The sequence below is a fragment of the Pseudomonas sp. PNPG3 genome (genome assembly GCF_023093815.1).
GTDB lineage: Bacteria > Pseudomonadota > Gammaproteobacteria > Pseudomonadales > Pseudomonadaceae > Aquipseudomonas > Aquipseudomonas asiatica.
This window is the reverse complement of sequence record NZ_JALLKV010000027.1, coordinates 12,321-28,580: the sequence shown is the minus strand read 5'-3', so window position 1 is coordinate 28,580 and position 16,260 is coordinate 12,321. Positions and strand designations below refer to the sequence as shown.

Annotated in this window: 11 protein-coding genes; 7 read left to right on the top strand and 4 right to left on the bottom strand. The window is 56.5% G+C overall.

The features are described from left to right. Positions 1-2: 2 nt before the first annotated feature. Positions 3-794: a 2-(1,2-epoxy-1,2-dihydrophenyl)acetyl-CoA isomerase PaaG gene (gene paaG, locus MJ643_RS17995; RefSeq protein WP_038409637.1), complete on the bottom strand. Its 792-nt coding sequence runs from the start codon at positions 792-794 to the stop codon at positions 3-5. 34 nt (positions 795-828) lie between these two features. Continuing rightward, complete coding sequence (gene paaF / locus MJ643_RS17990; RefSeq protein WP_038409636.1) at positions 829-1,602, bottom strand: 2,3-dehydroadipyl-CoA hydratase PaaF; 774 nt, start codon at positions 1,600-1,602, stop codon at positions 829-831. Positions 1,603-1,957: 355 nt separating this feature from the next. Here paaF and paaY point away from each other — a divergent pair, with 355 nt between their 5' ends. From paaY to MJ643_RS17955, 7 genes are all read left to right on the top strand, one after another. After that, positions 1,958-2,557, top strand: a complete 600-nt coding sequence (gene paaY, locus MJ643_RS17985; RefSeq protein WP_038409635.1) for a phenylacetic acid degradation protein PaaY — start codon at positions 1,958-1,960, stop codon at positions 2,555-2,557. Between the two features lie 77 nt (positions 2,558-2,634). Then, entirely contained in the window at positions 2,635-3,558 is a 924-nt protein-coding gene (gene paaX, locus MJ643_RS17980; protein WP_024087123.1) for a phenylacetic acid degradation operon negative regulatory protein PaaX, read from the top strand. A gap of 132 nt (positions 3,559-3,690) precedes the next feature. Further along, complete coding sequence (locus MJ643_RS17975; RefSeq protein WP_013972604.1) at positions 3,691-4,035, top strand: helix-turn-helix domain-containing protein; 345 nt, start codon at positions 3,691-3,693, stop codon at positions 4,033-4,035. Beyond that, positions 4,035-5,249: a type II toxin-antitoxin system HipA family toxin gene (locus MJ643_RS17970; protein WP_023663235.1), complete on the top strand. Its 1,215-nt coding sequence runs from the start codon at positions 4,035-4,037 to the stop codon at positions 5,247-5,249. The genes MJ643_RS17975 and MJ643_RS17970 overlap by 1 nt, the downstream gene beginning before the upstream one ends. Before the next feature lie 201 nt (positions 5,250-5,450). Next, positions 5,451-5,609: a hypothetical protein gene (locus MJ643_RS17965; protein WP_155418799.1), complete on the top strand. Its 159-nt coding sequence runs from the start codon at positions 5,451-5,453 to the stop codon at positions 5,607-5,609. An 845-nt stretch (positions 5,610-6,454) separates the two neighbouring features. Continuing rightward, positions 6,455-8,122 carry a hypothetical protein gene (locus MJ643_RS17960; protein ID WP_047934029.1) on the top strand — a complete coding sequence of 556 codons (1,668 nt, stop codon included), beginning with the start codon at positions 6,455-6,457 and terminating at the stop codon, positions 8,120-8,122. Between the two features lie 550 nt (positions 8,123-8,672). Further along, positions 8,673-13,304, top strand: coding sequence for a hypothetical protein (locus tag MJ643_RS17955; protein ID WP_208209475.1), 4,632 nt, complete (start codon positions 8,673-8,675; stop codon positions 13,302-13,304). A 109-nt stretch (positions 13,305-13,413) separates the two neighbouring features. Here MJ643_RS17955 and MJ643_RS17950 read toward each other — a convergent pair whose 3' ends face one another. Further along, positions 13,414-13,887 carry a cupin domain-containing protein gene (locus MJ643_RS17950; RefSeq protein WP_243899861.1) on the bottom strand — a complete coding sequence of 158 codons (474 nt, stop codon included), beginning with the start codon at positions 13,885-13,887 and terminating at the stop codon, positions 13,414-13,416. Positions 13,888-14,914: 1,027 nt separating this feature from the next. After that, on the bottom strand, positions 14,915-16,207 hold the full coding sequence (locus MJ643_RS17945) for a hypothetical protein (RefSeq protein ID WP_208209477.1): 1,293 nt from the start codon (positions 16,205-16,207) through the stop codon (positions 14,915-14,917). Between the last annotated feature and the right edge of the window lie 53 nt (positions 16,208-16,260).

Sequence of the window (16,260 nt, the reverse complement as noted above, 5' to 3'; positions counted from 1 at the left end):
GATCAACGCCCCTTGAATGTCGGCGTGCGCTTGTTCATGAAGGCACTCACGCCTTCGCGATAGTCCTCGCTGCGCCCGGCCAGGCGCTGCAGGTCGCGCTCCAGCTCCAGCTGTTCATCGAAACCGTTGTCGAAGCTGGCGTTCAGGCTGCGCTTGATCAGGGCCAGGCCGTAAGTGGGCTGGGTGGCGAGCTGGCGGGCGAGGGTGAGGGCTTCGTCACGCAGCGCGGCATCGTCCACCACGCGGTGGATCAGCCCCCATTGCTGGGCCTGTTCGGCGCCCAGGCGCTCGCCCAGCATGGCCAGAGCCTTGGCCCGTGCCATGCCGACCAGACGCGGCAGCAGCCAGGTGCCGCCGGAGTCGGGTACCAGGCCGATCTTGCAGAAGGCCTGGATGAAGCTGGCCGAGCGGGCCGCCAGCACCAGGTCGCAGGCCAGCGGGATGTTGGCACCGGCGCCGGCTGCCACGCCGTTCACCGCACAGATCACCGGCAGCGGCAGGTCGCGCAGGGTGCGCACCAGCGGGTTGTAGAACTTGTCGATCGATTCGCCCAGGTCCGGCATCTCAGCGCCCGGGGCGACGTTGCGATCGGACAGGTCCTGGCCGGCGCAGAAACCCCGGCCTTCGGCAGTCAGCAACAACACCCGGGCTTCGCTGCTCTGGCGTACTTGCTTGAGCGCCTCGCGCACTTCCAGGTGCATGGCGGTATTGAAGCTGTTCAGCTGCTCGGGGCGATTCAACGAGAGGAGGGCGACGCCGTCCTCGATGGAAAACAGGATGTGCTGGAAAGTCATGACAGGCTCGCTCCGTCAGTCGAGGGAAAGATGATCAGCGGCCCTGGAAGCGGGCCTGGCGTTTTTCCTGGAAGGCACGGATACCTTCGTCGCGGTCGGCGGTGCCGGCCAGCAAGGTGAAGGCATGGCGTTCGAAACGCAGGCCGCTGGCCAGGTCGGTATCGCCGGCCTTGAGCAACGCTTCCTTGGCCAGGCGCACTGCCAGCGGGGCCTTGGCGGCGATGCTGCGGGCGATGTGCAGGGCGCGTTCTACGGTGAGTTCCGGCTGGGTGATTTCGCTGACCAGCCCGGCCTGCAATGCATGAGGGGCGGTGATGGCTTCACCGGTCAGCACCATTTGCATGGCCAGCGGCTTGCCTACTGCCCGCAGCAGGCGTTGGGTGCCACCGGCACCGGGGATAATGCCGAGGTTGATTTCCGGCTGGCCGAAACGGGCGTCGCTGCCGGCGATGACGATGTCGGCACACATCACCAGTTCGCAGCCGCCACCCAGGGCGTAGCCGTTGACGGCGGCGATCAGTGGCTTGGCGAAGGCGGCGATGCTTTGCCAGTGGGCCACCCGGGGGTCGTTGAGGATGCCGACCAGGTCGCGCTCGGCCATCTCGCGGATATCGGCGCCTGCGGCGAATGCCTTGCGGCTGCCGGTGATGACCACCGCGCGGGTCTGTTCGTCTTGCCCAGCCGCTTCCAGCGCTGCGGCCAGCTCTGCCAGTAGCTCGGTGCACAGGGCGTTGAGCGCCTCGGGCCGTTGCAGGGTAATGAGCTGGACGCCCTGTTCGGGCGCCTGCACATCAAGATATCGCGGCATGTCGGGTTCCTCTGGCTGCACGCACGGCACATCGTGGGGCCGGCATTTCTTGGAATTGTTTGCAGGGGCGTGATGCGGGGGTCACGTCCAGGTGGAACCAGTATATGCATTACGCGATACAAAAAAGCAACATTCAAAATTGTTTCATGTATCTCTTTTTGCAGGGGTGACACCTGCCTCAGCAAAGGGTTTTCTGATGTTGAATCGCTTCATCACCTTGTAATTAACGATTAACGCTGCATTTAATGGAGCTCGATGACCCCGACAAAAGCGATACACGACCATGGCGATTGACGCATCACAAGATTGTGATACAAGATCAAGGCGCATTTGAAATCATTTCAGGAGCTTTGCCATGCCTTGCTATCGACTGGACGGCCTGACGCCCGTGGTTCATCCGACAGCCTACGTGCACCCTAGCGCCGTGCTGATTGGTGATGTCATCGTCGGCCCTCGTTGCTACGTCGGCCCACTGGCGTCACTAAGGGGGGATTTCGGCCGTATCGTGCTGGAGGAGGGTGCCAACCTGCAGGACACCTGCGTGATGCATGGTTTCCCGGGGGGCGATACGGTGGTCGAACGCAACGGGCATGTCGGGCATGGCGCCGTGCTGCACGGCTGTCGCGTGGGCGAAGACGCCCTGATCGGCATGAACGCGGTGGTGATGGATGGTGCCCATGTGGCACCGCGCTGCATCGTCGCGGCCACGGCATTCGTCAAGGCGGGTTTCGAATGTGCGGCACAAAGCCTGGTGATGGGCTCGCCAGCTCAGGTCAAGCGCCCACTGACCGAACAGGAACTGGCCTGGAAGCAACGTGGCACGGCGGAGTATCAGCACCTGGCGCAACGCTGCATGAACAGTATGGTCGAATGCCCGCCACTGACCGAGGTCGAGCCCGAGCGCCCACGCATGGAAGACACCGGCGTCAGGCCCAAAGGCCAGGCATCGGCATGAGCCTGGCAGCGTCACGCAATGGTCAGGCGGCCTGCCGCGCAGGTATAGTCGGTGCTTTAACCGTGCACAGTTCGCCCATGAGCAATCTCGCCCCACTGAACAACCTGATCACCCGCTTCCAGGAACAGACGCCGATCCGCGCCAGTTCCCTGATCATCACTTTGTACGGCGACGCCATCGAGCCCCACGGCGGAACCGTCTGGCTGGGTAGCCTGATCAACCTGCTGGAGCCGATCGGCATCAACGAGCGCCTGATCCGCACATCGATCTTCCGCCTTACCAAGGAAGGCTGGCTCACTGCCGAAAAGGTTGGCCGCCGCAGCTACTACAGCCTGACAGGTACCGGCCGCCGGCGTTTCGAGAAGGCCTTCAAGCGGGTCTACAGCCCCAGCCAGCCAGCCTGGGACGGTGCCTGGACACTGGTTTTGCTCTCGCAACTGGAGGCCGGCAAGCGCAAGGCTTTGCGTGAAGAGTTGGAGTGGCAGGGCTTCGGGACCATGGCGCCGAACCTGCTGGGCTGCCCACGGGCAGACCGCGCCGACCTGGCTGCCACCTTGCGTGACCTGGAGGCGAGCGACGACAGCATCGTCTTCGAAACCCACACCCAGGAAGTGCTGGCATCCAAGGCCATGCGTGCCCAGGTGAGGGAAAGCTGGCGCATCGACGAACTGGGGCAGCAGTACAGCGAGTTCATCCAGCTGTTCAGGCCGCTCTGGCAAGGTTTGAAAGAGCAGCAACAACTTGATGCGCAGGATTGCTTCCTGGCGCGTACGCTGCTGATTCACGAATACCGTCGGCTGCTGCTGCGTGACCCGCAACTGCCGGACGAGCTGCTGCCTGGGGATTGGGAGGGAAGGGCCGCGCGACAGTTGTGCCGTAACCTCTATCGGCTGGTGTTTGCCAAGGCGGAAGAATGGCTGAATGTAGCGCTGGAGACGGCTGATGGGCCGTTGCCGGATGTGAATGAAGGCTTTTACAGGCGTTTTGGCGGGCTGATTTGAAAAATAATGTCAACCATAGTGAGCCTTACCCTTTATAAGGTAAACCCATATAGACATTAGGTTTGGGAAAGCCCTGCGTAATGTGTGATATGGTTAACTTTAAATTGATTAATGTTAACCATGGTAAGCCTTATGCCGGACTACTTTCCCGTCGCATGTGCCGACACACTCAGTAAAATCGGGTTGTTGGTCAAGGCCCGGCGCCTGGCGCTAGGCCTGCGCCAGGCTGACCTCAAGGCAGCTATCGATGTTTCAGCGCATACCCTGCGCAAGATCGAGAGCGGCTCCGAGCTAGTGGACCTACGGTCGTTCATGCTGGTGCTGTGGCGACTTGGTATCAGTGATACGGTGTTCTCGTCGCTGGAGGGCCTGGAAAAAAGCTCACAGATCACACGCTTCACCCGAGGCCACGACGCGCATCAGGGCATCGCGGCCAAGCGTGTACGGCTGGCGAAGCCCAAGCCCGAGGAGTTCTGATGTCTCGCGCGTACATCTATATGGAGCACCCGGAAACGGGCGAAGTCATGACTCTTGGGCGGCTAACGCTGAAAGGTAAGGTGGGCGAGTTCCTGTATGCCCCAGACCAGGTGGCGCGTGGCGGCTGGATACCTGACCCGATCAATTACCCTCTGCGCGCCGAAGCCTACTCCGGCATTACCAAGAACCGCGGCATACCTGGCTTCATCAATGATGCCATGCCTGACGGCTGGGGGGAGCGACTGCTGCACCGGGCTTACGGGCAAGACCTGGGCACAATCGACTTTCTGCTCAAATCACCAAACAACGATCGCGTCGGCAACCTGATGGCAGGCAGCGCCACAACTCCTGCCGAAGGCATTGGCGGGGGTGCGGTACCGAACCTGATGGGTCTGGCAAGATTCGTTGCCGCTTGTGAAACGGTATATGACGGGCAGCTCGACAGTGAATCCGCCGCTACGCTGAATGTGCGGCAGCAACGCTCTGCGTTGGGTGGCGCACGACCGAAACGCACCCTTCAGGACAAAGGGATGCTCATTCTGGCTAAACCACGCGATCGGTTTGACCACTACGACCTACCGACGATTGAGTACGCCTGTATGACATTTGCGGCGGGGAAGGGTATTAACGTGGCCCGGACCGCGCTGCATGCTGAAAACCCATCTACATTGCTGGTCGAGCGCTTTGACCGCACGCCCATTGCCGAGGGCGCTAGGCGCATACCGATGCTCAGTGCTCTGACTTTGCTCGACTCGGAGTGGGATGGCCCGCACCACAGGGATTGGCGCTATGCCGCCGTGGCAGACGAGATGCGTCGGCGGGGAGTGCCGGATGGCGACCTGCAGGAGCTGTTCAAACGCATGTGCTACAACGCCCTGGCAGGCAACTCCGACGACCATCCGCGCAACCATGCAGTGGTCTGGGTTGGCGGGAAGTGGCGGCTTTCACCGATGTACGACGTATTGCCGATGCTTGATGAGGGGCCCGCGAAGGCCTTGGCCATGGCGATTGGCCGGGAGGGCAGCCAGGTCAGCCGGAGCAATCTGCTCAGCCACCATACGCACTTTGCACTGACACGGGATCAAGCCGAGCATTTGCTTGAAGAAGTGGCGAGCTGGGAGCAGGAGTTAAAGGATCATTACGCGCAAATCCTCTCAGGAGAAGACCTGGATATGGCCTGTGATGCGACCAGTTCGGTGCGGATGCTCAGGTAGGTGGGTGCTTTAATATAACTACTCTAAATGAATATTTAGCATAGTTATAATTTATTTGCATATTAGGCGCAAACGTAGTGTTCCGCAGGGTGCTGTCCCGGTATCGTCAGTAGTCGCATGCCAGTCAGTCCGCGGCTGAAGCCGCTCCCATAGTTATCGTGTGAACCTGAAGCTTGTGTTGTACTTTTGGGAGGGTTCACCGTGAAGAAGCCGGCGCGGCGCCGCTCCCACAGGTACCGCGTTAACCTCAAGCTTGCGTTCTACATGCGGGTGCAGGGCTTTCCCGCGAAGAAGCCAGCAGACGGTCGCTACTTCATGATCAAGGTAAACTTTGGCCTGCAGCAGGCCGGCGTTATCTGATGAACAACGTGAACGGTTGGTGCGCGACTGGATTCAGGGAGCTGAACGATAAGGCCGATCATGTGAACTGATCGCCGTAGCCTGCAATCCATACACGAGGCATGGAATGAGGATGCGCACGCGTTGCGTTCCAAATGGCAGCGGATGGAAATGGGATGGGCAAGGCTGAACAGTAAGTGCGGTGATGCCGAAAGCTCCTGGCCTGCGCGCAAATCTGAAAGCACATGGCTGGCCTGACGCTTGAGGTGCGAAGGTCTGATTTCGTTTTTGCATCGCAGGCACCACGGACAGAGGTACCGGATTGACGACCGCGCTGGTGGGCCAGCGATCGATCAGAGCGGGAAGATCAAATCGACCAGGGAGCTTTCCCTGGTCCCAAAGTGCCTCACTCGTGGTCTGGTGACCAAATATAGGCTAGCGCATAATGAGTATTATGTTAAATGACGTATTTGGAAGCGCCCGTTCATAATCTCTTTCACCCAAAGCCTAGAACTCCACCTTGCCCCTGTGAGCGTTGAGAGTTTTTCAGAAAAAACAACGATTCACTGGAATGGTACGTCGTTCATGAGCTTAGCGGAGCCCCTTCCGAATCTAGATCAACTTCAGTCTCGTTATCTTTCGACTGCGACCGCGAGATAAATGGAATCAATGCGATAAGAGTCAACGAATTAATCAGATTCTGCACGGGACTGACGATGAAATAACTGGAACAAATCATCGCTTTCTCTACGAATTAATCAGATTCCATTTTTATTTTTTCCCCGTTCGCACCGGAGCCTATTTTGCCTGCTAGTCACAGCTATGCTGTGACTTCATTCGTGATCCGAAATCCGGGAGTCCTCATCATGGAAGTCAATTTCCATCCGCTGTTTCCGCAGTTTTTCGATCCGCACATCATGTTGACTGCTAGCCAGCAAGAGGAATCTAAGTGCATTGCCGACTACCTAAACGGGTTACCAGTCTCCTGCCATGCCTGGGTGTCATATGAACTGGCAATCGAATTCGTGAGGGACACTCCTGAGCGCTCAATTCTCAAAGCCCGGCTATTTGAAGTTTTTGTGCTGTGGTTGTTCTGCGTCCGCAACAAGCCCCTCTCAACTGTTGACGCACAGGACATGGCAGCCTTTATGGCTTTTTATCAGAGTCCGCCTGCTGACTGGATCCGCGAAAAGTCACTGTGCCCGAGGTTTGTCGATTACCACCGCTCCGAAAAAACTGTTAATCCCGACTGGAGACCTATATCCAAACCGAAGCCAAAGGCCTTGCACTCCATGAAATGGGTATTGCGCATGTTTGGAGAGTTTCTCTCGAACGGAGCCTACGGGGTAATAAGTCCTCCGAGCCTCCCGGCGCAGCCTGAATGTGACTTACAGGACGCCTCCGCTCAATCATTGGCTTATTTAAAGTGGCTTGAGCAAAACTGCTCGCTAGTCAAAGGCGGCGAGAGAATTTTATTCGTTTACGCTTGTTGTCACTTCTTTGAGCTGAGTGCTGTACAATTCAGCAGCGCACTGCCTTTCTTTTCGATGCAAAACCTATCCTATCGGGATGATGGTTGGGTTCTAACTCTTCCATTGGGAGGCGAAACTATTGTGCGCATAGTGCCACCTGAGTTTTTTGCTTACCTCGAAAGGTATCGCGCATTCGCAATTCGTAGTGGGCAATACCATGGTGGTATGGAGGAACAATTGATCGATACGAAAAGGCGCGTTCAAAAATCTGAGAATTTTCCAAAGAAGAATGACCATACACCCTCCGCTATCGCCTTATTGCGCGCACTTTCTGATATTCATAAAATGAAACCTCAGCCTCATGAAGATGCTGTTCATCGACAACTCAATAGTAAAACCTATAGACTTCGCCAGTCTTCTCATATAGAGCACAATGAGACACTGCAAAAGCTATATATTTTGTCGTGCGCCTCAACTAATGCTGCCGCTTTGCCTCCAATCCCACTATTTAGATATCCTGTTGACATCGATGACCCTGATAGTAGCTTGAATCGACGAGGTGCGCAGCAACTACTAGAAAGCTTGTATCAGGGAAGTGAGCTAGAAAAGCATCTCAGTGAGATCGACTATTTTTTTAATTTCGCGCTCACTAATGTTGGTTGTGTGGCGCGCCTGCGACTTAAGGCTTACGAAACAGCGTTGCTTTGGTCGTTCCTGGTTAAAAAACTTCCAATATCATTGCTCAATGTTTCCGACATAGAAGAGTTTTACATTTTTTGCTTGAATCCACCTGGTAACTGGTGCCTTTCCTCTCCAGTGAGGAAGTTTATCGAATACAACCCTGCTCTAATCCCGAATCCAGCATGGACACCGTTTATGAATCAAGAAAATATCCAGGATGCGAATGCTGTAAAAGCGCACTCGGGTCGAATTATTCATGGGTGCTTCAGAGTGCGGCAGGCAATGATCGAGATGGGGATGGTTCCAACAAATATTTTTGCTCCTCTCGCTCATGAGATCTGGAGTGTTTCACCGGAGAGTCGGAAGAGGAACCTTTACTGACGTTGTGAGGAGAAAGTATGAGCACCCTGCCCCACCAACCCTCCCTGCACTTGCTCGCCGTGGACGGTAAGTCGGCATTACTCATTCGTCGTACTTGTCGGGCACGTTTTACCAATTCTCTGATCTGCATTGATAATTAATCGTTTGTTAATGGTGCTGCTAAATTCAAGCCCTTGAGGTTCTAATCAATTCGAAGATCTTCAAAAAATTAAGAGAACATCTTTACAGCTCACGCCAATTCGTTTTTGGGTAGCAGGAAGGTTCCGTAGAATTCGTAAGTCGTCACTACAAGCCCACCCGCCAATGATGCCCGACTCGCCGAAACGCTTGTCGGAGGCGCTCGACAAGTCGTGGATGGGCACCCGTTATGCATCGGCGCTGATGGAACGCGTATTGATCGATGCTCAATTTTGCTTCGCTTTTCCAACACCCACTTACCCTGAACTGCCTCCGACCTCCACCGCAAGGCCTGCGCCAACCTTGCCCGGCTCTACGCATCAGCCTCCCGGATCGGTAAAATACGGCGTCCAATCACCGTTGCGAACCAAGCATGGCCAAGGCTCCAAGGAAACAGCCCCCACGGGTAGCGTCAGCCCAAGAAAATCCGGTAGGTACAAAAGCCCAAAACCCGGCTAAATCCAAAGAAAGCCCGGAAAAGCCAGTCAAGGGTCGGAGGAAGCAGGTAGCAAGCCCCGTATCCACCGGCGATCGCGGAGGTTCATTCGAGCGTCGCGTGCAGGCCGTTCGCCTCCTTGCCATGTGCTTGGGCTCGCAGTGTCCGGGTGCCCGCGATGGCTACGTGATCACCCGGTTGCTCTTCCAGGGCCGCCTTTTCGATCACGACACCGATGACCTAGTGATCGATCTCTGGCACCCGGGTACCGGCCAGGTTGCTACCCAGCGGCTGCAGATGAAGCGATCGCTGAAGCCGACGGACAACCCCATCTTCAATGAGTCCGTGGGGCTGGCCTGGGAAGACTTCTGCAAGCCAGGCTTCCGACGCAACGTTGACGACCTCTTGATCGTCTACCACGCCTCCAGCAACACCGCCATGCACGCCGCTCAGGAAGTGGTGCGTTTTGCGGCGAGTTCCGGGACGCCAGACGACTGGTACAAGCGCGTGCATGCTGAAGGCTTTAGCAATGAAAGCAACCGCAAGGCCTACGCTGCGATTCGGCGAGCCGTTGAGTTACAAAAAGGCGCCGAGGTGGACAAGGTTGATCTGTTTCCGTTTGCGCTGCACCTGAATTTTCTTCCGCATGACCTGGATTCTGATCGTACTGTCGAGGTCGACAACCAGAAGCAGCTGATCAGCAACTTCGTCCCTTCGCGCGATAGCAAAGATGTCTGGGCCGCGCTCCAGGTTGCCTGTGCCGAGCTGAACGGGATGGCCGGTGAGATCACCTTGGACTCTGCGGAGCGACATTTGGGGGCACTTGCCCTTGAGTTCAGCCAAGCGCGAGCACTCTGGGAGGGATATCAGGCGGTTCAAGCTGCGAAACGTAATAACCTCGGCCCCGGCTCGCTGGTCGACCAAATGGGCGCCCTCCCCTTGACCGCCGAGGCCCACCGCAAGCTGCAGCCGCTCTTGGACGCGCTCAGACCCTTACTTGGGGATGGCACAAATTCGCAGAAAGTACTGCTCGCGGATGAGCTGCCTTCGGCGCGCGACACGGGTTCGATGTCGCCTTACTCCCGACAGCTCGACCGGATTACCGAATGGCAGCAGGGCCACCGGTTCCAGGACTGCCTCAAGCAACTGGAACTCCTAGAAAGCGACCTTGGCGAGTTTGACGATCACCAGAAGGCCAGGTGGCATCTGCTTCGCGGCTTGTCGAAGTGGCATCTGGGTGAAGACGAGGAGGCGGCAGACGACTTTGACGAAGCCGCCAAGCTTTGTGATTCCGATGATCGTATTGCGGCTGCAGCGATACGTGCCCTCATGCTTCGGGGTCAGGTTACACAGGCGGTTGCGGTCGGAGAAACGTTGAGCGCTCGTTTCCCTGAATCCTTTATCGTCTGGGTTGCGATGGCCAACGCTCGCATCATCGCGGGTGAACAGCTGAACGAAGCCGATGTCCCCAGCGCCTTCATTGATAAAGCCGCGGCATGGCAACTGGTGGCCTCCTCCTATGCCGGTCGTGACGATGATGCAGGCGCCATCCGCGTCATACGCATTGCACTGAGCAAGCCAGATAGCTCGTTCTTTATCGACGAAACCTACCTTCGTTACGCCATTCGACTGGCCACGGCTGATGCTGTGCGGGTCAATTGCCGGTCGATGTTGCCTGAGCACGTAGAGGTGTTGCAGGACGCGATGGCGCGTTTTGATGATCGCGCCACCACGCTCTGGGCTGCGCAGAGCCCCAAGACGGTGAGTGATGTGGTCGCACACCTAGCCTATGCAATGGTACTGCTTCAGCGCGCTGATGAAGCCCTGCAGCTGATTCAAGAGGCGCACCATAAAGGTGTAGTCGTTTCGGACGTCTTGGTTCGGGTCGAGATCGAAGCCCTGTGCGATTTGAGCCGCTGGGAGGAAGTCACGAAACGGCACCAGGCTCACCTTGCAGACTTGCCGGTCGAGGCCCTGCTGCGATTCGGCCACGCTTGCATGGCGCAGTCGCGGACAGATCTGCTACAGCTTGCTCGTGAGGAAGTCGCGCGACGGACGCACTCGGACGTCGCGGCCCGAATCGCCACCATGCTGCAGCATTTGCACTGGGATCTGGCACTACAAGCTGGCGACTGCGAGACGGTTCGCAAAGAACTGGAGCACGCAGGTGTCACGCCCCAGAGCAGCGACATCATTGACCTGTATTTTGCCAGTCGCGCTTATGAGGGCGATGTCGAGCTTGCCAATCGCTTTGTGGATCGGGTCTCCCAGCTAGCACCTGACGCCACAGATCCTCAAGAGCTTTCCCTCGGTGCGCGGGCGATGATTCGAGCTCAGCGCCATGGTGAAGCGGTTGTTATCCTTGAAAGGCTACTACCCGTTGACGCCTTCACGCCTTTGCATGTCGATCTACTCCATTGCTACAGCTTGACTGGTCGGCAGGCTAAAGCACGTGATCTTCTGCAATCCATGCCTGCCACTTGGCGCAGCTCAGCTGATGCTCGTGAGCAGGCGCTGTTCCTCTACAACAGCGCGGGTGATTGGGCGCGAATGCGCGAAGTCATGGAGCTCAACGTTGCAGAGTCTCCTCACATTGCCCGTTTTCGGTTGATGTTCCTGCGCGTGGCTGCATGTGAAGGTGTCCTAGATTTCAAGGCCTTGGTAGCGGAACTCCCCGTATTGCTCGAAGGCAGCGCCAAGACGCTTCTGCAACTGGCCGGCATTGAACTGCGATACGGCCAGGTTCAGAAAGGGCTGGATCGGATCACTCTTGCCATGCGCTGCGCCCAGGGTGACGTCGAAGCTGCGGCTACCCACGTTCAAGTGATGCTGACGCTCTCCCAAGAGATGGCAGAGGAGCTGCGCAATATCGAGCGCGCGCCAGCAGTCATCGCGCCAGGGACGTCGATTGTGTTGGTCGATCAGCAAGGCAGCCCTCAACGAGTCACCCTCGATCTGGAGGGCTTTAGCTATCCAAACAGTTCAACCGAATTTACTCCCGCAGACTCTGTGCTCGCCAAGAGTTTGATCGGATTGCGTGCTGGCGAGACCGCTAGCGTCGACAGTCTGCTGGGTGCTCAGCATTATGAGATCAAGCAGATTTCTTCCATCCAGCAACGCCTGCTGGAAATTTCGCACAGCGTGATAAGGAATTCGCTTGCCCCTAGCAAAAGCCTTGTGTCCATGACCCTTCCTGAGGACGAGAACGGTGACATGGATTTCTCGGCCTTTATCAAGCAGCTCGAAGATCAGCGAACGGAAGTCAACGAGCTACTGGCGGTCTACGAGGAAAACCCTATCACCCTGGGTGCGGTGGCTAAGCACCTGGGGCGCGACTTTGTTGATGTTGTGCGGGGATGGATAACTGATGGGCCTTGGCTGCAGACTTCGTCGGATGCAGGCTTTGCCCATGATGTCTTTCCTGGACGGCTAGTAGGGTCAACCTGGGTCGTAGACCTCACGATGCTGACGGAGCTGGCCACACATGGGCTGCTAGATGTCTTGGACAACCTCTCCCGGGTTTATGTCAGTAGCCATACCCATCAGGCGTTGCGTACCAAGATCGAGGCGGCGGCTTTGTTCCGTAAAAGCGGCACCTTGTATTCACACGAAGGGCAACTGGGTTTCCATGAAGAAAGCGAGGAGGCTCATGCCCGGGAATTAGCGTTCCTGGAAGGCATTGATGTTGCCATCTCGAATTTTTGCACTGTCGTACCGGCGTATGGCCCTCTTGATCCGACGCCAGTCCTCCAACGACTGGAAAATGTGCTGGATCCGCAAGAGCGCGCTTGCCTGACACTCTGCCATGAGTATCAGGCGGGGCTACTGTCACTTGATGGCAGGCTGCGCCAGCTTGCTCAAGCACTCGACATTCCGTCTGCTTCGCCTCAAATGTTACTTAAGGGTATGGTTGGCCAGGGGGTGTTGAGCTCCGTTGAGTATTCACGCACGCTCATCCGAATGATCATGGCCCGGCGTCACTTCATTTCGATCAGCACTTCGGATCTTGTCGCCATGATGGATCAGGGTGTGGCCTTCGCGAACGCCGGGATCAACAGTCTGCGTCAGTACCTTGTGTACCCTGGTGTGGTGTTCGGCCTCGCAGCGATAACGGTTATGGAGTTTGTCAGCAAGATGTTCAGCACAGGGCGCTGTACATTCGTCGCTATGCTGGAGCTGATCCAACACCTGGTCGAACCGCTTTTCCAACACGCTGACTGTCCAGCAAATTTCGTTGAGTGGTGCCTGAAGCGTCTGAGCGAGCGGAACCCGGTGTTTGGCGCACCCCATTTGTCGTGTATCAAGCATCAACTAGTGGCGGCTAAAGTCGCTGCCGAGCACCCCCTCCAGCAGGTTACGCTGGAAATTCACGACGTCTGCGCCAGCTTACCCCCGATGTACCGGCATGATGACGACCGGAGCTACCTGACAGCGCTTATGAAGCTTGAAACTGTCACAGACGAAGCTACAGGCATTGTGGTCGGGGCAACCGCTAAGGTAAGGCTTGAAGCGCCGTCAGGCGATGATCCCATGGATCCGGCAGGCCACATCAAAACAGGAGATTGCTAAGGCTTTCTTGCGCCGTGCTCTTGACCGATGGATCGAGGGCTGCGACCGCTGCTGACCGGGAAATAGCGCGTGGCCGAGACATGTTTCCGGTCGGCCAGCCTTGGAACACTCAAATGTAGGGTGTTCCGTCCTTGCGCGTGAATAGCCACCTACCGTCTGGTGCCTTCGTTGCCTGTATGTCATCACTAGGATAGGAAACACAGTCACCCTCGCTTCGGTCGCCAACCTCCAGAATGACGCAGTCCGCATCTGATAGATTCTCCAGGTGGTGAGCCAGCCCCCCTTTCGGAAAGCCCACAACCATCCCAGGCGCGAGAAGATGAAGCTCATTGCCTCTATGCAAAGTGGGCGTTCCTTCAAGAACATAAATGAACTCATCCTGCTGGGTGTGACGATGGTGCAGAGCGGACAACGATCCAGGTGGTAGGCGAACGAGATTGACGCCGAAGTTCTTGAGCATAAAAAGGTCACCGAGCGGTTGCTTTTTGCGACCAATCATCCTGGACGCAAAAGGCTCGGGGTAGTTGCTCGGGCGACCTCTAGCAGGGGCTTTGGCGGCCAAAATCGGGAGCGGCTCGTCCATTCGTAGCATCATCCTATGCAGTGATACTGGATCTGTCCCGTGACCACGGAAGCCAAGATGCTGCGCTCAAATGGCCTATCTCAGGCTATCAACAGCATATGGCTAGGGTGACGATGACAATGATACACATGCAAGATCAAGAGCACACCCACACCCGTCAGAACACCTCTGGCTGCGGCTTCGGTTCCGGAGGCGTCAGGTGCTGCGTCAACCGTCTAAGTTTCCCAAGCAGCTCATTAAGACGTGACTACCGCCACCACTGTCCAGGCGTTGCGGGACACTCGAAACTGCGCAAGCGCCCTTCTTCCGTTGGCTTGGTGTCGGCGTTCACAACATACCTGGCATCGATGGAAACCTAGTGGTCAAGTGACGCAAAGAATCCGGTCAGCTCTTCAACGGCTGTACCAACTGGCCCCGTTGCAATCTTTCAGAGCCTAATTGTCCTGACTGCCAGGGCCCTTTGCGTCCGCTTGGAAAGCGCTATCGGGTCTGCAGTAAACCGGGATGCTCGGGGTGGATAGCCATGTGTCCAGTGAGCCCGGGGTACATGATTTACCGGGCGGCGGCGGGAAAGTGGGGTTGTTCCGATTACCGCACTGCAAGCGTGAACAGCTGTGGGCACATGGAGAAAAAGATTTTACCGCCCAGACAGTCGAAGTAGCGCCAGCCGTGATCACCCCTCGCTCTGTGTCCTGCTGTGAGGGGCTCTGTAGGTGACGGTCATTTACATAGCGTTCGCTTCAGAGCGCGCATGAATCGGCGGCAAACACACTGAACGCCAGATTGGAGTACATTTGTACTCCTTAGGGATTTCCCCATTCATACCATCGCCAGGCGTGTGTGGTATTGGATTGATCGATCGGGGTGCGCCTCTCCCAGCCTGTCGGCCTTTGGCGCGCAGCGAGTGACATCAATGCGCTTTGGCAATCACGGGCGCCGCCATTTGCTTTATTGCCGCTCAACTTATCATGCATGTCGGCGCAAGCCATTTGCCTGCGTACCGACTTGAGCAGCCCTACCACACCACTCAGGATTTGAGTGGACTCACATGCAAAATCGGATTGTCATCCACGTTGACTACCCGAACCGTTACTCGGCTACCAAGTTTCCCAAAGAACGAGGCTGCGTCTACTCCAGTGAGCTTGCTGCCATCTGCGTAGTTGAAGCTCTCTGTTACTCGCATGTGGACGAGTTTTTCGAACTCCGGTTCGTTTTCAGCAATCCATGCCATTACTTCTCTGGTCATACTCAAGGGGACGGGCCTTGTAGCTGCGCTCCTTTTAGCGCGGGCGGGAGGTGCTTTAGGTCTTCTAGCTGGAAAAATATTGACGCTGTCGAGCTGAAATTTTGCTGGCACCGTGCAGACAGGCCTTTCGCCATGTAGCAGGTTCACCACGAGATTCGTGCCGTCGGGCTGACCTATCAGACTTTTGCCTGAAGCAGACACTTGGAATGATAGCTGTGAGAACGCCTCCAGCACTCCAGGTGCGTAAGTGATACCGCGACCGATACGTGTGATCTGTTGGCCCGCTACCCTCGCCCAGCCAAATTCATTGTTTTCAAGGAAACATAGGTAACGTTCGCCCTTTTCAAGCTTGGCGTGGATTGATCCATCCGCTCGCTTCCAGCGGAGAAGGTTCTCTTTGGCATCGGTCTTTAGACAAGGCGTAGACACGCTGCTTGCCCTCTTGACCTCTGCACTCTTCGTAGGACTGGAAGCGAGAGCTCGCTTCAGCTTACCCTCAATCAGTGCTCGTCCTTTGAGGTGGGCCTCATATCGACTACGGCTAGCTCGTCGCTTCGCCCTGAGATTAATTTGAGTTTGTGCCGATTCGCATTTTTGAAGGAACTCGTCATAGAGCTTCTTCACGCTTCCGACTTCCGATTCCATATCGGCGACCATTTCAGGAGTAATCCGCTCAGCAGCATCCAGCCAAGGTTCCACTATGTCCATGGCTTGCCGCCTTGCTGCTTCCCCATTCAGGCTGACACTGAGCTCCAGATTGTGCTGTCCATTTTGAGTAAGATTCTGACTACCAACCGTGATGAAGCTGGTGTGATCGGTCACCACTTTGGCATGCAGTCGATCAAGCTTGTAGACCTTGTGTTTGGCCATCAGTTTGACAATGTCACCAAGGTCGGAACCACCTGTGGCGAAGACCTCTACATTGAACAACGTATAAATGCTCGCGCTGGCCTTCCCGGCAACCAGGCTCATAACGGTGCCTTTGGTGATATACGGCGACAATATGGTAAGCGGGCTGGTCGATCGTTCGGCGTGCTGTTTCCAGCGGTTAGTGATGTTTTCAAACATTCGCATCGGCGGGTTCGTCCTGAAAATCGCCCACGCCCTTGATGGGCCAACAAGGTGTA